Source organism: Aquiluna sp., from assembly GCF_965064355.1.
Genome location: NZ_CBCHRQ010000005.1, coordinates 22,777 through 43,988, shown reverse-complemented (window position 1 = coordinate 43,988; position 21,212 = coordinate 22,777). Strand labels below are relative to the sequence as shown.

Below are 21,212 nucleotides of genomic sequence, written 5' to 3'. Positions count from 1 at the left end.
TAAAGCTCGGCATAGCCTCGGACTGTCACAAGCGGGGTTCTTAGCTCATGACTGGCATCTGAAACAAAGCGCCTCATCTGCTCCAGGGTCTTGTCTTTGCCTTTCACTGCAGACTCGATCGAATCCAACATGCTGTTTAGGGCGTTGTTTAGTCTTCCGATTTCGGTCTTGTCATGACGGTTAATCAGGCGCGAAGAAAACTGTCCTGCCTTCACTGACTGTGCGGTTCTTTCGACCTCGCGAAGCGGCTTGAGTGCAGATGTAATGGTGAGCCAAATACTCATTCCTGAGAGCACAATAAGGAAGATTCCAAAGCGACCACCAATGCTGCCGTATTCACTAATGATCTGTCGGTTGGTATTGGTGGGGAGCGCAACAACTACAGATCCAGCGGCACGATTGAGCGGAAGCGCAACAATGCGCCAGGTCGTGTTTGGACCTCTTACGTTGTCAACCTCAACCTCGAATGGAATACCTTCGGTTGCTTTGACAACCTCAAGGGTGAAGGATGAGAAATTTGGCGTGATGCGTTGACTGCCAGCCGATGAAACCAAGCCGAGAAACTGCTTGCCGTCGGAATTCAGAATTGCGATGTAGTAGTCGCTGGGCAGTGATGGCAGAGTCAGATCTCCATTGGCGACTCGGCGATCAAGCAGAATGGGGTTCTCAGAAGCCAAAGTTGATGCGGTTGCAACCAACAGGGTGTCGGTGTTGCGCTGCAGATAGGTGCTTAAAAGTGCAACAGTTCCAGCGCTAGAGACAGTGAGCAGTAACCCAATCAAACCGACCGACAACGCGGTCAGTTTTGCTCTAAGGGATACTCGCTCCCATCCCGACAGAAACTTGTTCTTCAACTAGCTAACCTTTTGGACCCTTGAGCATGTAGCCGACGCCGCGCTTGGTAACGATAAGCGGCTCTGTGCTGACTGGGTCAAGTTTCTTTCGAAGATAAGAAACATAAGACTCGACAATGCCCATTTCGCCGTTGAAGTCATACTCCCAAACATGGTCCAAGATTTGAGCCTTAGTTAGCACGCGATTTGGATTGCTGGCAAGATAGCGAAGAAGCTGGTATTCGGTGGGGGAGAGCTCTACAACTTCGCCCTTTACGGTTACCTCGTGGGCATCCTCGTTCATCTCTAACTCGCCAACTCGGATCACGGAGTGACCATCGGAGTCTTTGCCGGTTCTGCGCATAATTGCGCTGATGCGAGCCACGATCTCATCGAGGCTAAATGGCTTGGTGACATAGTCATCGCCACCCACAGTCAAACCCGTCACCTTATCCTCAGTCTCATCGCGAGCGGTTAGGAACAGGATTGGGGTTTCGATGCCCATCGAGCGAATCTTCTTGGTGACACCAAATCCTGAAATGTCTGGAAGCATCACATCGAGCAGCACGATATCCGGCTGAGTGTCAATGATTTTGGCAATCGCATCGGTGCCATTTGGGGATGTGAGCACCTGGTGCCCAGCGAATCGAAGGCTTGCTGAAAGCAAGTCGCGAATGTTTGGTTCATCGTCAACTACAAGTACTTTTAGGCTCTCCATGACGCAAGCATGAACTAGTTAGCTGGAAGATTCCTGAGAATCATCTGGATGTCTAAATCTCGTCTGCATCCAAGATTTCATAGGAGTAGCCCTGCTCCGCCAAAAAGCGCTGACGATTCTGAGCGAAGTCCTGCTCAACGGTGTCTCGTGCCACCAGTGTGTAGAAAGATGCTGACCGGCCGTCGGCTTTGGGTCTGAGCAGTCGTCCGAGGCGCTGTGCCTCCTCCTGGCGGGAGCCAAAGGCACCAGAGATCTGGATCGCGACCGAAGCTTCTGGAAGGTCAATAGAAAAATTCGCAACCTTGGATACCACCAGGGCGGTTAGTTCGCCGCGGCGGAACTTTGCAAACAGCTGCTCGCGCTCATCGACCGGGGTCTCGCCGGTCAGTTTTGGAAGCCCCAAACCTTGTGATACCTCTTCGATCTGGTCGAGGTATTGCCCAATGATCAATGTCGGCTCGCCCTTGTGCTTGCGAAGCAGTTCTTTGATGATCGGCATTTTGGCTTCAGCGGTTGCGGCTATCCGGAATCGGGCATCTTGATCGGCTATCGCGTAGTCCATGCGAACCTCATCCGGCAAGCTAACTCTCACCTCGTAGCAGCTTGCTGGAGCGATGTAACCCTGGGCTTCTATGTCCTTCCAGGGTGCATCAAAGCGCTTTGGTCCGATTAGGGAAAAGACATCTGACTCGCGGCCATCCTCACGAACCAAAGTCGCGGTCAGTCCAAGTCGTCTTCTTGCCTGCAGATCCGCGGTCATCTTGAAAATAGGGGCTGGCAAAAGGTGCACCTCGTCATAGATGATCAATCCCCAGTCGCGGGCGTTTAGCAGTTCCAGGTGAGCGAACTCGCCTTTTCGCTTGGTCGTCAAAATTTGATAGGTGGCAATCGTCACCGGACCGATGTCTTTGGTCGACCCGGAGTACTCAGCAATGTCTTCTGCTTTGAGAGAAGTTCTTGTCAAAAGCTCATCTCGCCACTGTCTTGCAGAAACTGTGTTTGTTACCAAAATCAAAGTGTTGGTTTTTATCTCTGCCATGGTTGCAGCTCCAACCAAGGTCTTACCCGCCCCACAGGGCAGCACCACAACGCCAGAGCCACCAAGCTCAAACTTAGCCACCGCCTCTTTTTGGTAATCGCGCAGTTTCCAAAGGCTTTGATCTAGGGATATTTCAAAAGGTGTGCCAGGGGTGAAGCCGGCATTGTCCTCGGCTGGCCAGCCAAGTTTCAATAGCTCCTGTTTTAGCTGACCTCGAGCCCAGTCTTTGACGCGGTAGGCATTTTCTAATCTCTCATCTAATAGCTCAGAGATCTTTCGGTTGCTGGCAACCTCAATCAGGATCGAAGGGGTAGAACCGGTAAGGCGAAGACCTGTCTCATCGCGATCAATAACCAAATTGCCATAGCGATCGATGGTGGAGCGAATCTCTCGCTCAACACCTTCTGGAACCGGGTACTTGCTCCAGCGCTTGAGCGAATCGATGATGAATTCGGCATCGTGACCTGCGGCCCTGGCGTTCCATAGACCAAGTCGAGTGATGCGATAGGTGTGGATGTGCTCAGGTGCTCGCTCTAGCTCCGCAAAGATTGCGAGCTCGTGGCGAGCGTCCTTAGCTTGTGGATGATCTGTTTCGAGCAGGACAGTGCGGTCGGATTGCACAATCAGCGGCCCAAGAGACATCCTTAAAGCCTAACTGAGCCAGACGGCCTGAATCCTAGAAAGTGGCAAGGTGCGCTCCGCTTCCTTTTCCACATCTCTGCCGCGGAATCGGCCACCGGCAATACCAAGTGGAGTCATTTCAATCTCGACAATGCCCTCTGGCATATCCACCCGGACGCCAACCCGAAGCTTGTTCTTCAGGGCAAATTGCAGCTGTCTTAGGTGATCATCCGGGCTAGGCGCTAGGGCTTCAGCGCTAAGTAGCGACTTGGCTTGCAGTCCGAACAGATCAACGCTTTGCTCCTCAATGAAAACCTGAGCGAGCCTTGGAGCTACTACCTTGCCGTCTTCGCCAAGTTGAATAACCGGATACCCAGCGTCACGAAGGTTGAAGTAGATCAGGCTCGGGTTCAACCTTGAAACTAGGTGGTCATCCTCACCCTTGAGCATCAAAGCTGCCAGCCCATTCTCATTCAAAATCTGAGTGAGCAAAATAGGGTCGCTGGATTCCACGACCGACTCACCATCACCGGCCCGAACGGTTAGCTCGCCAAACTTCTTTTTGGCTTGGGCTAAAAGATATGTAACTGGCTGCGGCAGGTCGGAACCCGAGAGCGTGAGCAAAATTGTTTCAATTTCTTTTGCCGTTATGCCCATCTCCATGGCGTGCAGAATTGAATTTAGGGACAGTCGGAAACGGCAAGCAAGTCCAAGATCCTCAGATTGTGCAAGCAGGTCGATTTGCTTGTGAACCGCAGGAGCAAGTGGTCCCGGAGAGATGATGCTCAAATCACCCTGGATGATGATTCTGGAAACTGGCTTTGGAAACTGATCCCACACCAATTGCCCGGCATTAGCCAAATCGGCGCTCGCCGATTTGAATAAAACTGTTGGTTCGAAATCGGAGAGCAATCCCAGGATGTGTCCGTAGCGCAAAAGCTCCAGATCATTTTGGTCAAACAGCGGGTACTGCTGACTGATCATGGTTTCTAGTGACCCGGATGTAATAACCACTTCAGGTAGGTCCCAAACCTCGCTGGCCAAGCTGAACCAACGCTGGGCAGGGTCGGCGTCCAGCCACTGCAAACCCTTAATGGTGCAGACGTAGCGATTGTCGATGACATCAACCAATCCTGCTCGCCTGGCCAGCTGGAAGCGCAGCTGAAGCTGCGCGAGGTCCATCTTTAGGACCTGTGCCAAATCTTTAGCCTCTGCAGCCCGAAGCCCGGCCTTTACCGCTTCCAACCAATGGCGTTCGCAGGCAAAAAGAATCTCGGTAATGGCCAATTGAGTTTCGTAGTTTGCAAGTTCACTGCTTAGTAGCTCGTGCTTGACAGGCTTTAGCTTGATCGCCTGAAGCTCCTTGACTAGCTCAACCGCGGATTCAAATCCTGCAGTGTCCGATGCCAGATAAGTTGCCTGAAGCTTTGGGTTAGTGCCACCGGCTTTCAAGATAGCCAACGACTCGCTATCTAGAAGGCGAATGCGACGCTCCAGTTCGCGGCGTCCAACCATGGCGCGGGCAACGTCAAAAAGGTCACCTAGCGAGGCGGCGGAGTTTCCGAGTGGTCGAAGGACTGCCTTGAGCTCGCCTTCGCCCATCTCGCGAAGCGCACTTGCTATAAGCAGTAATTCAGACAATTAGCTCCGATTGTTTTTGCCCCTGCGGGCGATTGAGGTGATCAGCATGCCGATAATCAGCAAAAAGCCAACCGGAAAACCAATTAGTGGCAATTGCGCCATCAAGGCTGGAAGTTGGTCCACTCCTAGGGCGGTCAAAATCAGGGTTGCAGCCATCGAAACAATCGAAAGCGCAATCACCCCGATCGCCATATAGGCCAGGGTGACTTCAATTTGAGAACGCTTTGGAGAATCAGCCATCAGATAACTCTAACCTTTCAGATACACTTATCGCCGGTTAGTGGAAAGTAGGACGTATGCCAACCGGCAAAGTTAAATTCTTTGATGATGACAAGGGCTTCGGCTTCATCGCAGGCGATGATGGCACCGAAGTGTTTCTGCACATCTCGGCACTACCTGCCGGCACCTCAACCATTAAGCCTGGCTCAAGAGTCGAATACGGCATCGCCGATGGCCGCAAGGGCGCTCAGGCGCTCTCGGTGAGAGTCATTGAGGTTCCAACCATCACTCCAATGAACCGTAAGCCTGCCGAAGACCTAGCAATCATCACCGAGGACCTAATTCGTCTTTTGGATCAAATCGGTGGAAACCTAAAGCGCGGAAAGTACCCAGAGAACTCTCAGTCGAGCAAGGTAGCGCAGCTATTGCGCAAGGTTGCTGATGAGCTCGAAGGTTAATCCAACCGAGTTAGCCCTTCAAGCTCTGCGCGAAACCACTGAGCTTGGACTAATTGGCGAATTTGTTTCCGAATCGGAAATCGAAAAAAACGTAGTTGAAGTTCGCTTTGCCTGCACCCTCAAGCAATATCAGCACTGGCACTGGGTCGTTACCCTCACCCAACCAGACAAGCGCAATCCGCTAACGGTTTCTGAGATTAATCTCTTAGCGTCCGAGGACTCCCAGCTTGCTCCGCAGTGGGTGCCGTGGGCTGAGCGCCTGGCGGAATTTAGACGTCAGCTGCGCGCCGAAGGCAAGGCAAACACCGATGCCGAAGCAGATGCACTAATTGAGGGTATGCACTCAGGATTTACGAACCATGAACCAGGCCAGGATTCCAAGCAGGACTCCAACGATGGCGGTGTGAAGCCACCAGTCAAGACCCGCGTTCGTCAGCGCAGGGTAAAACGCAATGAGGACAATCAGGACCAGGACCCACAGTCCGGTTCCGACCAAGATAGCTAACCTGGTATTTACCTCGGCTGGCTTCGGTTCCGGGTGTCGATCCGAGAACTTTACGAATAGCTTCGCCATTAGATGCGCTCCAATACATAATCCAAACAATTAATCAGTGCTTGCACATCGCTTGGTTCAGTTGCGACGAAAGTCGCAACTCGAATCTGGTTTCTACCGAGTTTGCGATAGGGCTCAACATCGACAACGCCATTGCCACGCAAAGTCTTGGTAATCAAACTCGCATCGATCTTCTCGTCAAAGTCAATCGTTACTACAACTTGAGAGCGGTGGTCTGGGTTTACGACATATGCGGATGCAACGGATGTTTTTTCTGCCCAGTCATACAAAAGCTTCGAGCTTTGCTTGGTTCTGGCATCCGCCCACTTCAAGCCACCGTTTTGGTTGATCCACTTGATCTGGTCATTCAGTAAATACAGCGTTGCAATAGCTGGAGTGTTTAGAGTCTGGTTTAGTCGAGAGTTATCCAAAGCCGTTTTGACACTTAGGAATTCTGGAATGTAGCGATCGCTGGCGGCAATCTTCTCAACTCGTTCGATGGCAGCCGGTGACATCATCGCAAGCCATAGTCCGCCGTCAGAGGCAAAGTTCTTTTGCGGGGCAAAGTAGTAGACATCAGTCTCGGAAAGTTCAAAGTCAATACCACCGGCAGCGCTGGTGGCATCTGTGAGCATTAGCGCACCTTGGTCGGCACCCTGAACTCTTGTGACCGGGGTGACAACACCGGTTGAAGTTTCGTTGTGTGGGTAAACGTAGGAGTCAATTCCTGCTTCGGCGATAAGGGCTGCTCTTGAGCCTGGCTCGCTATTGACAACAGTCGGGGTCTTTAGCCAAGGGTTAGTTAGCGCGCTTGCGAACTTTGATCCAAACTCACCATGCACCAGTGCTTGGGCTTTGCTCTCAACAATGCTGAAAGCCGCCGCATCCCAAAATGCCGTCGATCCGCCGTTTCCGAGCACGACCTCATAACCCTCAGGGGACCTAAACAGATCACTCAAACCCGCGCGAATTTCACCAACCATATTCTTGATTGGCGCTTGGCGGTGGCTGGTGCCCATCAGCGCAGCACCTTCGATCAGAAAGTTGCTGAATTGTGCCGCTCTGGTGCGAGATGGTCCGCAGCCGAATCTTCCATCAATGGGTAGCAGTTCGCTTGGAATTTTGATCTCGGCCATGGGCAAAGTTTAGCTTTGATTTAGCATTAGTCTTGCTAAGCCAAAGGGGGCATCATGACGGATCTAATTGACACCACAGAGATGTACCTCAAGGCCATCTTGGAGCTTGAAGAAGACGGCATCACCCCAATGCGCGCCCGCATCGCGGAACGTCTTGACCACTCTGGGCCAACTGTTTCTCAAACCGTAGCTCGCATGGAGCGCGATGGTTTGTTGCGAGTCGGCGATGACCGGCAATTGGAATTCACCGAAGCCGGCCGGGTCACTGCGGTAGAGGTGATGCGCAAGCATCGACTAGCAGAGCGATTGCTTCTGGAAGTTATTGGTCTTGATTGGCACTTGGTCCACGAAGAGGCTTGCCGCTGGGAACACGTTATGAGTGAAGCGGTCGAGCGAAAGATTGCCCTCTTGCTTTCCGATGTAACTCATTCACCTTTCGGCATGCCAGTGCCAGGTCTTGAGCTTTTAGGACTTACCGCTGCTAACCCCAGGTCATGTAAACCAATCTCTTCAGTTGGTTCAGGAGAGTATGAACTGGTTCGAATTGGTGAACCGGTTCAGGTCGATCAAGACTTCTTGCTTCAGCTTTCCGAGCTTGGTTTAGTGCCCGGTGCCAAGGTGGTTGTCATGGTTGAAAAAACTGGCTGGTTACTGAGCGCAACCTCCAAAACTGAGGGATTGCTGTTAGATGAGCTGATTGCGTCTCATCTTTTCGTCGGCTAGCAGAACCTCGGTTATACTCTTGACGCGGAAGTTCCAATGAAGTTTCCGGAGGATTCCTTTTGACCCATCCAACCGCAGAGGTTCAGCTGGTATCTCGTAAAGAGATGCGTAAGCAGCAGGCCCAGCCCAAGCGCGTTCGTCGCAGCAGGAATGTTCGCACGCCTGTAACGATGATCGCGACAATTGGCCTGCTTGCCACTTCGGTTCTGCCTTCCTACGGTTTTGACCCGGAGACTACAGCCCTCAGCGGATTGACTCGCGACAACGGCCTGGTGCAATTCACCGCGGAATCCCAAGGACTTTCGGTTGCGACCGTGCGTGCTGTGGAGTTCTCGCGCGGCGACTACAAGCCTGCCGAAGCATCAGAATTTGAAGTCAAAACCTCCAGAAGCCGCGTCTACACAGGAATGCTCGCTGAGGATTACTGGGCCAAGCCACGTTTCAGCAACTTCAGTTCGGCACTTTTGATGAAGACCTCCGCCGAATTGGTAGGTGTTCCATACGTTTACGGTGGCGATACCCCGGCTGGCTTTGACTGCTCTGGCTACGTACTGTTTATCTACTCGCAGTTTGGCGTTCCACTGCCTCACAGTGTTTATCAGCAGTCAAAGCTGGGTAAGAAGATCGATATCGAGGATGCAGTTCCCGGTGACATCGTGGTTTTCAACGACTTCAGCCACAACGGAATCTACGCGGGTAACGGTAACTTCTATCACGCACCGCAGCCAGGTGACCGTGTGAAGCTAGCCCCAATCTTCACTCCTCGATTCCACATCATCCGACTGGTCGACATCAACAGTTAATCGATACCAAAACTTCATTTTTTGTTTCTGCGTTTCTCCGCTGTTTTTTACGTGTCAGTCGTAATCTTCCATCAAGTGTTGACTTGATTTTCGGGGAGGAGGTGCAAGATGCCTAATGGTTTGCTCTCCAAGCACGGCAATTGGATTCATCTGCACCAGCATCCCTGTATATCTAGTCGGGAAATTTCGCGCGTCGCATTTTGCGGCGCGTTTTTTATTTCCCGGCAGTCACACCGAAATCCCGCAGGCCGTGCGGGTGGTTTCGATAAAGGAGCAGTTAGTTGCGCACATTAGTCCTAAACGCAGGTTACGAACCGCTAGCCGTGGTGTCATTCAAGCGAGCGTTGATTTTGGTGTTGAACCAAAAGGCAACCATTCTCGCCGGAGCTGAGATGGGTAAAGTCCACAGCGCTGATCGCGAGTTCGAATTGCCGACCGTGATACTGCTGCAACGCTACGTGAGAATTCCAGGCTCTCGAAAGATACCGGTGTCTAGGCGAGGAGTCTTGAGAAGGGACAGTCACCGCTGCGGCTACTGCGGCAAGAGCGCAAACACTATTGACCACATTCTTCCTAAATCTCGCGGGGGAGCGGACAGCTGGGAGAACTTGGTTGCCTGCTGTCTACGTTGCAATAACAACAAGAGCGACAAGACTCCGGCAGAGATGGGCTGGGAACTCAAGATCACACCAAAGATGCCTAGCGGTTTGATTTGGACTGTTCGCGGAGTTGAAAAAGAAGACCCGCAGTGGGAGCCGTTTTTGGGGATGCAGCGCCAAGCTGCGTAAGTGGCCTCGATAGGAATCGAACCTACGACACACGGTTTAGGAAACCGTTGCTCTATCCACTGAGCTACGAAGCCAAAAAGCTACTACTAGGTTACTCGCAATTGCCAGTTGGATTTTGGCTTGATAACTGTTTATCCGGCCTACCGAGAGCCAACCGAGGATTAGAGAGTTTCACTCTTAGGATTTGCGCGTGGAAGCGCACGCTAGCATCCGCGCTTGGCGCGATGAACTTTCGGGAATTGGTGGAACCAACCCCTTAGTTTCGTTTGAGCTTTCCAGCTTCGGTCAGGTTGATCTTGCAAGATCCCACCCTGGAGGACTTGCTCAGCTAGTTACCTCAAGAAGCACAACGCTAAGCAACCTGGTTCGCGATGGAGTCGCCCAGGCCCGTGCACACAGCACTGTGCGGCGCATAAAACTCAAAGCGGCCAGAATTCAAGACAACTTCGGCATCGCGTCAATTTTCATTGCAGGTGGTTTGGTGCATGATCTCGACAGCGGTCAGAAGCTTCCAATTTTGCTTTGGCCGACGCATCTAATCTCTAAGGGCGAAGACTACGAAATTCGAATTGACCCAAGGCCCCAGATGAACCCGGCCGTTTCAAAATTGATCAGCTCGGTTAGAAAGAGTTTCAGCCCGAATGACCTCTTAGCAGTTTCGGTTGGGCAGGGCGATCTCATCCCGCTTTCGGTTTTGTCTTTGGTGTCTGAAATTTTGTCTGGCGAGAACGTCGAAGTCGACAAGCTACTGGTGCTTGGAAACTTCGTGCCGGATCTACTGATGACACAGTTGCAGGAATATTCGCTCCATGAGTCAGCCGTGAAGTTACTCACCGGCGATGACGAAGTGACACAACTTTCTTCGACGCAGGATGTGGTTCTGGTCGCAAACGCCGACAACTCGCAGCGTGAGGTGTTAGCCAGAGCCTTGGCGGGCAATTCGTTTGCGGTTGAAACCCTGCCCGGCTGTGGCTACCTGCAGACCGCAGTCAACCTAGTTGCAAATCTTGCCTACGCTTCAAAGCGCGCTCTGATTATCGGACCGAGGCAGCAAACCTTGGATGAGATGGGCGAGCGACTAGTTGCAGTTGGGCTTTCAGGTTTAGCAATCCGCGAGGCGCAGAGCTGGACCGATGCGGTGAGTGCAATTTCTCGCAATGAGAAAGCTCAACCGGTTGCACTTGCCGACGCTATGTCCTCCAAGAAGCAGGCAGAAGCTCAGATTGCAAAGTACTTCGAGTTGGTCGGGAATCCAGATCAAGAGTTAAATGTCAGTTTGATCGACGCCATGCGAGAGTTGGCAGCGCTTGCGGGCAAGCAAGTTCCTGCCGTAAACAACGCAAGAATTCGTACCGATCTTCTTCCTGGCCTTTCTGACCGAGTGCTACCCGCTCTTCGAAACGCCTATGAAATAGGAGTGTTTAGATACGGACCACAGGATTCACCGTGGTTCGCTGCTCGCTTTGAAAATCAGGTGGATTTGGATGCTGCACTCAGTGCCGTTAGGTCAATCTCCGGTGAGGAATTCCGAACTCTTCGCTACCAAATCAACAAATACCTAGCGGATCAAAATTTGGTTCAGTGCGAAAGCGTTGAACAGTGGGCCAGACAGCTGAGGTTGCTACTAGGCATCCGAGAAACATTGGATAAGTTCCTACCTTCAATTTACGATCGCTCTTTAGCCCAGATGATTGAGGCAACGGCACCCAGAACTGAACGAGGTCAACTTTCTGGTGCTCAACGTCGCAGATTCAAAAAGTTGGCCAAAGAATTTATTCGCCCGGGTGCATCAATTAGCAACCTCTATCTCTCGCTCCAGCTCGCTGAGCAGCAGCGCATTGGCTGGCTGGAGTTGAACCAAACCCAGGCTCCACCGACGGTTCCACTTGGTCTTAGCGATGTGCAGGAAAAGTACGAGCGAATTACCTCGGTGCTGGATCTATTGCAGCGACACCTCGACCCAAATCCAGATATCGAACTGCTTACTCGATTGAACCTAGATGCCCTTGAGGCGAAGGTAAATGACCTGGCGACAAAGACAGAGATGCTCGATCGACTGCTCGAGCGCGGGCCATTGGTGTCGGAGCTGGAACAGCTAGGTCTTGGATCTTTGGTTGTGGAGCTTTGCAAGCTACACCCAAGCCTTGAGCAGGTTGAAAGTGAATTTGAGTTGGCCTGGTGGCAGTCTGCCCTTGAGGCAATTGTGAATCGCAACCCCGCAATCTTGCAATTCTCAGCAGCTGAGATTGCAAAGCTGGAAACCGAATTCGAACGCTGCGCAACGCAACTTATCGAGCACGGCAACAATGAGGTCAAAGATCGCCTGAGCAACCGCTGGACGGCGGCCATTGCGAAGCACCCAGCTCAAGCCGACAAACTTCGCAATCTGCTTCGTGCTCGAGAGCTCACCCTTCGGTCGGGATACCTAGAAGCGGGTCCGCTCTGGAACGCGCTCGCAAGTGCCGTCTTACTATCGCCATTTCGCCTGCACGAAATTGCGAAGGATGAAAAATTTGACGTGGTCATTATTTTGGATGCCGCTTCCACCGCTATGGCAGAGGCACTTCCGGCGATAGCTCGCGCTAACCAGGTTGTTGTTTTTGGTGACCCAACTCTTGCCCTGGTTGAAGACTTTGACACGGTGGCAAGGGCAAACCAGGGTCGTGTGGCTCCTAAGCGCGAGTCCAGCTTTGAAGTCATTGCAAAGCGATTCGGGTCAATCTCGATAACCCACAGCTATCGCACCGAGGGTCAAGTTCTGGGCAGCTACCTAAACCAAAACTTCTATGGCGACCGATTGATTCTGGAGCCAGCCGCGGGTCAACTCTTTGGTTCTCACAACTTCGAGCACGTTCAAATCCTTAAGGGCGCAGTCGCGACCTCAACCATAGAAGGTGCTACCGAGTCGATGGACGCTGAGGTGGCCAAGGTTGTTGAGTTGGTGCTGAATCACGCTCGTTGGACCCCCGAGCAATCGCTGTGTGTAGTTACTGCATCGGCGTCCCACGCCGACCGAATTGAGCAGTCGGTCGCATTGGCTTTGAAGGATCAGGCAAACCTTGCAGAATTCTTTGACGCCCATGGTCGCGAAAGGTTCCAGGTTGCCACCATGAGCCAGTTCACCCACCAACTGGCAGATCGCGTGATCTTCTCGGTCGGTTTTGGCAGAACTCCAGAGGGTCGCATTTCCGGAACGCTTGGGGACTTCAATTCAGAATTTGCTTCCCACTGGATGGTGAACACGATTGTCTCTGCAAGAAAGCGACTGACCGTTGTATCTTGCTATAACTTCGAAGACTTTGCTGCCGGAAAGCTGCCGGATAATCAGCGTTGGCTAAAAGACCTAATAGCCCCAAGCTTCCTAAGCGATATTCGAAGTGGTGAGCCGGACCCACTTTTGGCAGACCTCGCCAGAAGATTGGAAAAAATTGGGTGCAACGTCGCACTGAACTTTGGAGACCGGATTGGACTTGCGGTTTCACTGGGCAATAAGGCAGCTGTGGTGGATGCTGACTGGGCGCTCAAGGGAGAGAACTGGGACGAAAAGCTTTGGCTGAGGCCAGGACTATTGCGTGCGATGGGCTGGACTTACATCCGCGTCCATGCGCTGGAGATTTTTGCCCAACCGCAAGAGGTTGCCAATCGAATCGCCAAGCAGCTAGGTCTTGATCTTGAGCGCAAGGCTCAACCACTTTTTGAAGACAAGGCTTTTGAGGACACCGGTCGAGCCTGGGGCGACCCTGATGACAATAACGACAATCGTCTAAACGACGAGCGCCCACCGCACTGGGGTTAGTCGCTACTTGGGCTAGAAGGCTGGGAGTCGGTTCGGTAAAAACCAGAACCCTTGAAGCTAACTCCAGGAGTGCTAAATTGCTTGCGCAGTTCACCCTTGCACTTTGGGCAGCTGGTCAAAGCAGCATCTGAGAAAGACTGTTGAATCTCAAATGCATGTTCACACTCTTTGCAGACGTATGAATAAGTTGGCATGTTTCCTCCGTGAAGATTTTAACCGATTGCGGATGCGCGAAAGTGGTGGATTGCTGTTGGCGTAACAGCACCGGTCACCCAAACATCGTGTTCTTCTGCTGGAACGGTCGGCAAAACCTCTGAGTCAAACACCACCGCGTAACGAGGAATGCCCGTAACTAAGCGGAGCGCTCGGTCGTAGTAGCCCATGCCCTTGCCAAGTCTGTTGCCGACGCCATCCACAGCGAGAGCTGGAACAAGGATTAGTTCACACTCGGAAATCTCTTGAGCATCGCCCTGCGGCTCCAAAATGCCATGGCTGCCCGACTCCAATTCGCCAGTTGCAAATACCAATTCTTTGCCTGAGATTCTTGGCAACAGCAAGGTCTTGCCCATGGCCACCACCCAGTTATTGAACTCCGCTACATCGGGCTCATTTGCAAGTGGCTGATAGCTCGCTACAACGTTGGCATTGAGCTCTAGGGCCAGACGCACCAGGTTGGCAGCAAGTCCCTCTGAGGACTGAGGTCGAGCCGCCAGGCAGCGCTGTCTGATCTCAGATTTGCTCTCAGGGGATTCCATAGAGGTAATCTTGCCAGCGTGAACCCATTTCGCCCAATCGCCCACGGAGCAATTGCGCTGCGCCTAGTCGGACGAAGAGATTACTGGCGCTTGCAGCACCTTTTGACCCAAGACCGCGATTGGCTAGAACCTTGGGAGGCAACCGCACCTGGGCTTAGAACCCTGGTGAATGCCCGCTGGATGATTTCCAGCCTGAGAGCGCAGGCCAAACGTGGCACCGGGTACGGGTTTGTGATTCTGAAAGATGGCTTGGTCGTCGGTCAACTCAATGTGGCCAATGTTCAGCACGGTTCAGTTTCTTCGGCAACCATCGGTTACTGGATCGCAAAATCCACCGCCGGGCAAAACATCATGCCAGCTGCCGTCGCACTAGCGATTGATTTTTTGATGGATGACATTGGCCTGCATCGAGTAGAAATCGATATCCGGCCCGAGAACCTAGCAAGCCTTCGGGTGGTCGAAAAATTAGGTTTGAGGCAAGAGGGACTAAAAGAACGTTTTATCCACATCGATGGCGCATGGCGTGATCACAAGATTTTTGCCATCACCTCGGAGGAAAGAATTGGCTCGATGTTGAACCGACTGGCGAACACGCGCGCTGAATAACGCCTTTTAGGAACGCCTACGCATATCTTGAAGATATGGAAAATTCGGTGGGCTTGGGCGGAATCACTTTTGTGGTTGCGGCCATTGTCTGGCTGGCGATTTTTGTCCCAGGATTTTCTAAGCGATCTGAACTCAAAGCTAACTCGAGCATCGTAAAGCGGGACGTAAAAGTTGCCCAGGCCAAGTTGCCGATGACATCGGATGAGAAGCTAAATCGCCTAGTCAACACCCAAAGATTTTTCTCAGTGTTATTTGCGATGTTCCTTATCGGCAGTATCTCTGCGGCCATAGCGGCAACAACAAATGCCGGCTGGTGGGCGCTTTCTGCAGCGATTGGAATTCTTGCGCTTTTGAGCATCTTGGTTTCAAGGGCGGCTTCGGTTCAGGCCGCATCTCTCGCTTCTAAACTTCACCGCACTCGCCAAGAGGTCCGAAAGAAAGCCTCTGCAAAGCGACCGCTTATTGAAAATCGCGATTGGGCACCAAACCCAATTCCTGCCCCGCTGAACCAACCAAAGGTTGGAGAGCTAGTAAACAACCTGGCAGATGTAGTTGAGATTCAACGCCCTGCAAATATTTTGCAAAGTAAAGAATTAGACGCGATACTCGCAAGACGCCGCGCAATCTAATTCTGGCGTTAAGCTAAAACGCAGTTATCCCTCAAACAAAGACAAATGGAGCGCGTAAAAACAATGGGACTATTAGACGACGTAAAGAGATTTTTTCAAAAGACTTCTGCGGTAACCGTAAAGGAAGCTGGCATTCTTGCAGACGAGGCCGGTAAGGCCGCGAACAAGGCAGCTGACGATGCACGTAAGGCCGGCACTAAGTTTGCTGCTGAGGCTCTATCAGAGGTAGAGAAGGCAGCCAAGGCTGTTGCAAAGGGTGCTTCTGCTGCAAAGAAGAAGACCACCACTGCAGCTAAGAAGCCAGCGGCTAGAAAGCCTGTAGCTAAGAAGCCTGTTGCTGCAAAGACCACCACTGCAGCTAAGAAGCCAGCTGCCAAGCCAGCTACTGCAAAGACCACCACTGCAGCAAAGAAGCCTGCTGCAAAGAAGCCAGCGGCTAGAAAGCCTGCAGCTAAGTAATTAGTTCAGAACGTATCCCACCGATTCGGTGAGGGTCGGGTGTTTGAAAACAAACCCCGTCTTCTCGAGTCGGTGGGATTTCATTTTCTGTGAGCAGAGCAAAAGTTCATCGGCTGCTTTGCCAATCAACAGCCTCATGGCAAATGCCGGAACTTTGATCAGCGTAGGTCGGTGAAGTTGACGCCCCAGCTCCTTGATGATCTGCTCACAAGTCGCAGGTTCAGGCGCGGTCAGGTTGTAGGCACCTGATGCGGTTTCGTTTTCGATGAGGTGAATGATGGCCCGGGCCTCGTCTTCAAGTGAGATCCAAGCCCACCACTGCCGACCTGAGCCAAGCGCTCCACCAATTCCGAGTTTGATAAGCGGCAAGAGTTTTCCCAGGGCACCGAGCTTCTTACTCATAACCATGGTTGTCCTAACCAGCACAACGCGCGTCCTCGCCAGCTTGGCTGACTCTTCCCACTGGTAGGCGAGATCGGCTAGAAATCCCTCTCCCTTAGGAGATGACTCGTCCAACCACTGATCCCCCTGGTCACCGTAGATGCCAGAGGCCGATCCCGATATCAAAACCTGTGGTGGATTAGGGCAGGCATTAATGGCGTCCACAAGGGTTTTGGTGGATTCGAGCCTGGAGGCGATTAATTCTTTTTCATACTTTTTGGTCCAAGGAATTTTGCCTGTGGTCGCGCCGGCCAGGTTTATAACGGCGTCGATATCTGAAAGAGCAGCTGGGTCCAGCGGGGCCACTCCTGGGCTCCAGGAAAGCTCCTCTTGAGAGCGTGCTGGGCGTCGCACCAGCCTCACAACTTGGTGGCCTTGGGCCTTTAGTTGCAGGTTTAATTCGGTGCCAATTAGGCCGGATGCTCCAGAAATCAGGACTTTCACTGAACTACCTCGCAATCTCGTATTAATACTTACAATTGGTGTCGGACGATTATTCCGCTGTCGCGGAATTGGAATGGGAATAATGCAGGTAGAGCTCTGGGTATGGGCCGTCACAATCGCCGTTCTAGGCGTTATTTTGGTCACAGACTTTGTTGTCCAGCTTCGCCGTCCTCACGAGCCCACCTTCCGCGAGTCTGCGATTCAGGTGAGCGTCTACATCTCGTTAGCCCTGCTATTCACCTTCGTTGTCGGTGGTGCTTGGGGTCCGCAGTACGCGGCGGAATACATAGCCGGCTGGGTCACCGAATACAGCTTGTCGGTGGACAACATCTTCGTCTTTTTGATCATCTTCACTCAGTTCGCTGTGCCAAAGCGCCTGCGTAGCCAGGTGCTACTGATTGGTATCGCGATTGCGCTGATTCTTCGCTTCATCTTCATCATTCTTGGTGCTGCGTTTATCGAGCGTTTTAGCTGGGCGTTCTACGTCTTTGGCGCTTTCTTGATCTTTACCGCCATCAAGCTGGTCATCGAAACCTTCCACAAGGGCGAAAAAGGCAACAACGAACCCGGTGGAATGACCAAGTTTGTTTCTAAATTCATTCCAACTACCACCGAGTATCACGACGACAAGTACCGCATCAAGCAAAATGGCAAGTGGGTATACACCCCGCTTTTGTTAGTCATGATCTCAATCGGATTTACCGACATCCTGTTTGCACTTGATTCGATCCCGGCGGTATACGGACTTACCAATGAGCCATACATCGTGTTTGTGGCAAACGCCTTTGCGCTTTTGGGACTGCGCCAGCTCTACTTCTTGCTTGGTGGCCTAATGGAGCGCTTGAAGTACCTATCAATCGGTCTAAGCATCATCTTGGCTTGGATTGGTGTGAAGTTGGTTGTGCACGCTCTTCACAAGAACGAGCTGCCATTTATCAACGGAGGCAAGCACGTTGAGATCATTCCTGAGATTTCCACCGAGCTATCGCTCGCGGTCATCATCATCACCCTGGTGATCACAACCATTTGGTCGCTTGCCGTAACGGGCAAAAACGCTAAGAAGAAGTCCTAGCGCTAATTCTTTGTGCCTCTGGTAATCAGAAGCGATGCGATCAGCGTGAAAACGCTGAAGACCACTGAAACCAGTAGCGCGGCTATTGGGTCGACGATATCAATCGCAATGCCTGCTAGAGCGCTTCCGGCGGAGAATCCAACCAGCTGACCCGCGGTAGTCCAACCGTAAGCCTCAACGGTCTCGCTCCAAGAGGTGCCAGTGGCAATCATTAGCGCGAGCGTTCCAAGCGCTGGTGCAACCCCAAGCCCGGCGATAAACAGGCTAACTGCTGCCCAGACTGGATTTTCCGGTGCAATCAAAAAGGCTGAATAACCAACCAGGGAAATCACTATGAACACGGTAAGTGCGTGTGGACCTTTGAACCTTGGAGCAATTAGCAAACCACCAAAGATCGAACCCAGTGAGAAGACCGCAAACATCAAGCCAGCCAGAGTCTTGCCAAACAACGCTACCGACCCAACCTCGACGCCAGCAAAGGAGCCGACAAACAACAGTCCCAGCACTGTCACAGCGGCAACCCTTGGGTTTCGCAGTGCTTTACCGAGGGCATTCGTATTCTTTGGGATCTTGACCGAGCCAACGGACTTATTCAGCAGGAACCAGATCGTGCCGAAAACTTGAATCAAAGCGACGGTGAAGAGCATTGGTACGTTGCCAAAGCTTGCTGCCACCAAGGTTGCGACCAGCGGTCCAAGCACCCAAATGATCTCCTGGGCTGTGGCATCAAGTGAGTAAAGCGCTGGCATCAACTTCTTTGGTGTCACCTGCGGGTAAATAGATCTTGCCGCTGGCTGGATAGGCGGGGATGCAAGGCCAACGAGAAACGAAAGTGCAACTAACCAAAGCGCTTCCGGAGGGACAAATGCCAAGCTAATCAGCGCAGCGACCGAGGTCGATGTGCTGATGATGATCACTCTTCGCATTCCAAAATCTGCCATCCACCTTGCCAACAGCGGGCCGGAGATGCTTGCGCCAATGGTCTCAGCACCCAGGGCAATTCCAGCAATTGCGTAAGAGCCGGTTATGGCTTGAATGTGAATCACAAATGCGATGCTGAGCATCCCGAATGGGAACCGTGCGAATAATTGCGAAATCAAAACCGCAATTGCTTCAGGAGCCGCTTTTAGCGCGGAAATACCCAGGGCCACTTAATCACCTAAATCCAAGAAGGCAGCCACATTTGTATTCGCCAGTACCAGTAGGGGACCGGCAATCCCATCCAAAGGGATGCGAAGAATGCTGCCAGCACCAAAGTTACCACTACGAAGAGAGTTATCGCCCATTCGCGTTCCGCAGCCCTTCTCAGCACCACGCCTTTGCGCCAGAAACTGTGCAGGGCAAAACTGAGCGCCAATAGCAAAAACGGCGTGAAGACCACCGCATAGAACTGGAAGGTGGTGCGGCTGAGGTAGATCAGCCAAGGAGCCCAACCTGCAAGGAAAGCAATAAAGATCGCCCCTGCGGCAATATCCGCCCTTTTCACAAAGCGCACGCCCACCCAAATCATGGCCAGTACGGCAGTGAGCCAAATCAGTGGGTGCGGCAGTGGTGTAATGGCGATGCTGCAGCTTTCTAGCAGGCCGCAGTTCTCCCCAGTGAAGCTATCGAAGTAGAAAGCAGTGGGTCGAATATTCAAAAGCCACTGCAGTGCATTAGCGGCGTATGGGTGCTCCGCACTTAGGCCGGTGTGAAAGCTGTAGGCATTGGTGTGGTAATCCCATAGTGCGATAAGCCAGTTTTCATTTGCCTCTCGGCCCCATCCGCCTTGGCTCAAAATCCAACCGGACCAGCTAGCGATATAAGTGCCTATAGCTATAACCAGCATGGAAATTGCATTCAGGGCGGCTTGCAACACCGCCGGCATTACCTTGAGTCCCAGTCGTTGTCTTGAAATCCAGTCAGCGATAAAGCTGTAGATCCCAAAGGCGGCGAGGAAATAAAGCCCAGACCATTTCACCGAGCAAGCCACCCCCAGCGTCAGTGCCATTGCCCAAAGCCAAGGTCTTGGAGAAAAACCAAAGTCCCGCTTCATTAGCGCGGCTTGATTCAATCTTCGAGAGACGGCCGCCCGGTCTCGAAGCAAGAAATAGAAAGCCAGCAGGACGAAAAACGCCAAGATTCCATCGAGGATTGAAGTCCTGGACATCACAATCGATTGACCCTCGATTGCTAAGAACAATCCCGTAAGGGCAGCAAAGACTCGATTGCCGATCAATAGCCTTGCCGCAGCGATAATCAATGGAATCGCGAGGGTGCCTAGCAAGGCAACTGAGAATCTCCAGCCAAAACTCGAATCTGCTCCAAATAGCTGCATGCCCAGCCAAATGATCCATTTACCCACCGGCGGGTGAACGACATAAGCACCATCTTGCAGATAGCCGGATACATCGCCAGATTCAAAGGCGCCATTCGCGCCATCTGGCCACTGCTTTTCATGCCCAAAAAGACCGAGGGTGTAAGCGTCTTTGACGTAGTAGGTCTCATCGAAAACCAAAAGCTGCGGGTTTGCCAGGTTTCCAAATCTCAGCAACGCCCCCAGCGCGGTAATCAGCAGGGTGCTGATCGGATAAAACCAACGGCTAGCAGCTGCACGTTTGGTTAAGGTAAGCAGCCCGTAAATCACCCTTAGATGCTAGTTTGCTTAGCGTGTTGATTCTTGCTGCCACCCCAATCGGTAATCTCTCCGACGCATCCCAGCGTCTGAAGAATGTGCTGACAACCAGCGAACACATCGCAGCCGAGGACACCAGAACCCTCAAGCAGTTGGCCTCCGGACTTGGAATCCGGCTGCACGCCAGGCTCTACAGCCTTCACGAACACAGTGACCTTGAGCGAACTGCGCTTTTGGTTGAGGTTGCCAGAGATCACGATCTATTGGTGGTCTCTGATGCCGGAATGCCTACGATTTCTGACCCCGGCTACCAATTGGTTCGCGATTGCGCTCAGGCCGGAATCGAGATCATCGCAATCCCGGGACCATCTGCAGTTATCTCGGCGCTCGCTGTCTCCGGGTTGCCAACCGACCGATTTAGCTTCGAGGGATTTCTTCCTAGAAAGCAAGGCGAGCGCGTCAGGGTATTTACCAGCCTCAAAGATGAAGCTCGCACGATGGTGTTTTTTGAAGCCCCGCATCGAATTCACGAGTCACTGGTGGATGCGGCATCGGTGTTTGGGGAAGAGCGTCTCGGAACAGTTTCACGAGAGCTCACAAAGAAGTTCGAGCACACTGAGCGCGGAACTCTCGCCGATCTAATTACCTGGGCTGCCGGCTCACCCAAAGGTGAAATGGTTTTGATAATCGCCGGCGCTGCTCCAAAAACCTTTGACATTGCAGATCTTGGATTGAAAGCCTTGGCTCTAGCAGCCTCCGGAATGGGCCTAAAGCAGGCTTGCGCGGACCTTGCAGAAGCTAGCGGTGCGTCAAAGAGCGCAATTTACGCTGAAGCGCTTTTGCACAAACCCTAAGATATCAAGG

Annotated in this window: 22 protein-coding genes and 1 tRNA gene; 11 read left to right on the top strand and 12 right to left on the bottom strand. The window is 52.3% G+C overall.

Annotation, left to right across the window (positions count from 1 at the left end; all coding sequences use genetic code 11):
* The 5 genes from AC128V_RS01235 to AC128V_RS01215 form a co-directional block, all read right to left on the bottom strand.
* Positions 1 to 854: HAMP domain-containing protein (locus AC128V_RS01235; protein WP_482762861.1), on the bottom strand; the 854-nt coding region annotated here is incomplete at its 3' end.
* Between the two features lie 4 nt (positions 855 to 858).
* A complete protein-coding gene (locus AC128V_RS01230) occupies positions 859 to 1,551 on the bottom strand; it encodes a response regulator transcription factor (RefSeq protein ID WP_482762860.1) in 693 nt (230 codons plus the stop codon).
* Positions 1,552 to 1,603: 52 nt separating this feature from the next.
* Positions 1,604 to 3,232 (bottom strand): DNA repair helicase XPB, encoded by a 1,629-nt coding sequence (locus AC128V_RS01225; protein WP_482762859.1) that lies wholly within the window; start codon positions 3,230 to 3,232, stop codon positions 1,604 to 1,606.
* 9 nt (positions 3,233 to 3,241) lie between these two features.
* Positions 3,242 to 4,852 carry a helicase-associated domain-containing protein gene (locus tag AC128V_RS01220; RefSeq protein WP_482762858.1) on the bottom strand — a complete coding sequence of 537 codons (1,611 nt, stop codon included), beginning with the start codon at positions 4,850 to 4,852 and terminating at the stop codon, positions 3,242 to 3,244.
* Complete coding sequence (locus tag AC128V_RS01215; protein ID WP_482762857.1) at positions 4,853 to 5,092, bottom strand: hypothetical protein; 240 nt, start codon at positions 5,090 to 5,092, stop codon at positions 4,853 to 4,855.
* Positions 5,093 to 5,148: 56 nt separating this feature from the next.
* Here AC128V_RS01215 and AC128V_RS01210 point away from each other — a divergent pair, with 56 nt between their 5' ends.
* The gene (locus AC128V_RS01210; RefSeq protein ID WP_482762856.1) at positions 5,149 to 5,529 is read left to right on the top strand and encodes a cold-shock protein; all 381 of its coding nucleotides are present in this window, start codon (positions 5,149 to 5,151) and stop codon (positions 5,527 to 5,529) included.
* Positions 5,513 to 6,034: a DUF3027 domain-containing protein gene (locus AC128V_RS01205; RefSeq protein WP_482762855.1), complete on the top strand. Its 522-nt coding sequence runs from the start codon at positions 5,513 to 5,515 to the stop codon at positions 6,032 to 6,034. Before AC128V_RS01210 ends, AC128V_RS01205 begins: the two co-directional genes overlap by 17 nt.
* Before the next feature lie 68 nt (positions 6,035 to 6,102).
* Here AC128V_RS01205 and serC read toward each other — a convergent pair whose 3' ends face one another.
* Entirely contained in the window at positions 6,103 to 7,218 is a 1,116-nt protein-coding gene (serC, locus tag AC128V_RS01200; protein WP_482762854.1) for a phosphoserine transaminase, read from the bottom strand.
* Between the two features lie 54 nt (positions 7,219 to 7,272).
* Between serC and AC128V_RS01195 the strand changes: the two genes are divergently transcribed.
* The 3 genes from AC128V_RS01195 (at position 7,273) to AC128V_RS01185 (ending at position 9,532) form a co-directional block, all read left to right on the top strand.
* Entirely contained in the window at positions 7,273 to 7,941 is a 669-nt protein-coding gene (locus AC128V_RS01195) for a metal-dependent transcriptional regulator (protein ID WP_482762853.1), read from the top strand.
* 59 nt (positions 7,942 to 8,000) lie between these two features.
* Positions 8,001 to 8,744 carry a C40 family peptidase gene (locus AC128V_RS01190; protein ID WP_482762852.1) on the top strand — a complete coding sequence of 248 codons (744 nt, stop codon included), beginning with the start codon at positions 8,001 to 8,003 and terminating at the stop codon, positions 8,742 to 8,744.
* A 281-nt stretch (positions 8,745 to 9,025) separates the two neighbouring features.
* Positions 9,026 to 9,532, top strand: coding sequence for an HNH endonuclease (locus AC128V_RS01185; RefSeq protein WP_482762851.1), 507 nt, complete (start codon positions 9,026 to 9,028; stop codon positions 9,530 to 9,532).
* A gap of 1 nt (position 9,533) precedes the next feature.
* Here AC128V_RS01185 and AC128V_RS01180 read toward each other — a convergent pair.
* Positions 9,534 to 9,606, bottom strand: a tRNA-Arg gene (locus tag AC128V_RS01180).
* Between the two features lie 116 nt (positions 9,607 to 9,722).
* Here AC128V_RS01180 and AC128V_RS01175 point away from each other — a divergent pair.
* The gene (locus AC128V_RS01175; RefSeq protein WP_482762850.1) at positions 9,723 to 13,328 is read left to right on the top strand and encodes a hypothetical protein; all 3,606 of its coding nucleotides are present in this window, start codon (positions 9,723 to 9,725) and stop codon (positions 13,326 to 13,328) included.
* On the opposite strand, the gene AC128V_RS01170 is transcribed toward AC128V_RS01175, so the two are convergent.
* Both AC128V_RS01170 and AC128V_RS01165 read right to left on the bottom strand, forming a co-directional pair.
* Positions 13,325 to 13,522, bottom strand: a complete 198-nt coding sequence (locus tag AC128V_RS01170; RefSeq protein WP_482762849.1) for an FmdB family zinc ribbon protein — start codon at positions 13,520 to 13,522, stop codon at positions 13,325 to 13,327. The two genes, AC128V_RS01175 and AC128V_RS01170, sit on opposite strands and share 4 nt — an antisense overlap.
* A gap of 18 nt (positions 13,523 to 13,540) precedes the next feature.
* Positions 13,541 to 14,083, bottom strand: a complete 543-nt coding sequence (locus AC128V_RS01165) for a 5-formyltetrahydrofolate cyclo-ligase (protein WP_482762848.1) — start codon at positions 14,081 to 14,083, stop codon at positions 13,541 to 13,543.
* Between the two features lie 18 nt (positions 14,084 to 14,101).
* Here AC128V_RS01165 and AC128V_RS01160 point away from each other — a divergent pair, with 18 nt between their 5' ends.
* Genes AC128V_RS01160 through AC128V_RS01150 form a run of 3 tightly spaced genes read left to right on the top strand, consistent with a single transcriptional unit; the run spans position 14,102 to position 15,777 of the window.
* On the top strand, positions 14,102 to 14,689 hold the full coding sequence (locus tag AC128V_RS01160; RefSeq protein ID WP_482762847.1) for a GNAT family N-acetyltransferase: 588 nt from the start codon (positions 14,102 to 14,104) through the stop codon (positions 14,687 to 14,689).
* Positions 14,690 to 14,724: 35 nt separating this feature from the next.
* Entirely contained in the window at positions 14,725 to 15,318 is a 594-nt protein-coding gene (locus AC128V_RS01155) for a hypothetical protein (protein ID WP_482762846.1), read from the top strand.
* A gap of 45 nt (positions 15,319 to 15,363) precedes the next feature.
* Positions 15,364 to 15,777 (top strand): hypothetical protein, encoded by a 414-nt coding sequence (locus tag AC128V_RS01150; RefSeq protein ID WP_482762845.1) that lies wholly within the window; start codon positions 15,364 to 15,366, stop codon positions 15,775 to 15,777.
* Here AC128V_RS01150 and AC128V_RS01145 read toward each other — a convergent pair whose 3' ends face one another.
* A complete protein-coding gene (locus AC128V_RS01145) occupies positions 15,778 to 16,662 on the bottom strand; it encodes a TIGR01777 family oxidoreductase (protein WP_482762844.1) in 885 nt (294 codons plus the stop codon).
* Between the two features lie 73 nt (positions 16,663 to 16,735).
* On the opposite strand from AC128V_RS01145, the gene AC128V_RS01140 reads away from it, so the two are divergent.
* Positions 16,736 to 17,734 (top strand): TerC/Alx family metal homeostasis membrane protein, encoded by a 999-nt coding sequence (locus AC128V_RS01140; protein WP_482762843.1) that lies wholly within the window; start codon positions 16,736 to 16,738, stop codon positions 17,732 to 17,734.
* A 2-nt stretch (positions 17,735 to 17,736) separates the two neighbouring features.
* Here the strand turns inward: AC128V_RS01140 and AC128V_RS01135 are convergent, their stop codons facing one another.
* Positions 17,737 to 18,885: an MFS transporter gene (locus AC128V_RS01135; RefSeq protein WP_482762842.1), complete on the bottom strand. Its 1,149-nt coding sequence runs from the start codon at positions 18,883 to 18,885 to the stop codon at positions 17,737 to 17,739.
* 8 nt (positions 18,886 to 18,893) lie between these two features.
* Positions 18,894 to 20,360 carry a dolichyl-phosphate-mannose--protein mannosyltransferase gene (locus AC128V_RS01130; protein WP_482762841.1) on the bottom strand — a complete coding sequence of 489 codons (1,467 nt, stop codon included), beginning with the start codon at positions 20,358 to 20,360 and terminating at the stop codon, positions 18,894 to 18,896.
* A gap of 23 nt (positions 20,361 to 20,383) precedes the next feature.
* On the opposite strand from AC128V_RS01130, the gene rsmI reads away from it, so the two are divergent.
* Entirely contained in the window at positions 20,384 to 21,202 is an 819-nt protein-coding gene (gene rsmI, locus AC128V_RS01125; protein ID WP_482762840.1) for a 16S rRNA (cytidine(1402)-2'-O)-methyltransferase, read from the top strand.
* The last annotated feature ends 10 nt before the right edge of the window (positions 21,203 to 21,212 follow it).

Excerpts from the sequence above, each read along its gene's own strand:
- AC128V_RS01230 (WP_482762860.1), bottom strand. The coding sequence starts at position 1,551 with ATGGAGAGCCTAAAAGTACTTGTAGTTGACGATGAACCAAACATTCGC.
- AC128V_RS01205 (WP_482762855.1), top strand. The coding sequence starts at position 5,513 with ATGAGCTCGAAGGTTAATCCAACCGAGTTAGCCCTTCAAGCTCTGCGC.
- AC128V_RS01150 (WP_482762845.1), top strand. The coding sequence starts at position 15,364 with ATGGAGCGCGTAAAAACAATGGGACTATTAGACGACGTAAAGAGATTT.
- serC (WP_482762854.1), bottom strand. The coding sequence starts at position 7,218 with ATGGCCGAGATCAAAATTCCAAGCGAACTGCTACCCATTGATGGAAGA.
- AC128V_RS01170 (WP_482762849.1), bottom strand. The coding sequence starts at position 13,522 with ATGCCAACTTATTCATACGTCTGCAAAGAGTGTGAACATGCATTTGAG.
- AC128V_RS01195 (WP_482762853.1), top strand. The coding sequence starts at position 7,273 with ATGACGGATCTAATTGACACCACAGAGATGTACCTCAAGGCCATCTTG.
- AC128V_RS01140 (WP_482762843.1), top strand. The coding sequence starts at position 16,736 with ATGGGAATAATGCAGGTAGAGCTCTGGGTATGGGCCGTCACAATCGCC.
- AC128V_RS01155 (WP_482762846.1), top strand. The coding sequence starts at position 14,725 with ATGGAAAATTCGGTGGGCTTGGGCGGAATCACTTTTGTGGTTGCGGCC.
- AC128V_RS01225 (WP_482762859.1), bottom strand. The coding sequence starts at position 3,232 with ATGTCTCTTGGGCCGCTGATTGTGCAATCCGACCGCACTGTCCTGCTC.
- AC128V_RS01215 (WP_482762857.1), bottom strand. The coding sequence starts at position 5,092 with ATGGCTGATTCTCCAAAGCGTTCTCAAATTGAAGTCACCCTGGCCTAT.
- AC128V_RS01210 (WP_482762856.1), top strand. The coding sequence starts at position 5,149 with ATGCCAACCGGCAAAGTTAAATTCTTTGATGATGACAAGGGCTTCGGC.
- AC128V_RS01165 (WP_482762848.1), bottom strand. The coding sequence starts at position 14,083 with ATGGAATCCCCTGAGAGCAAATCTGAGATCAGACAGCGCTGCCTGGCG.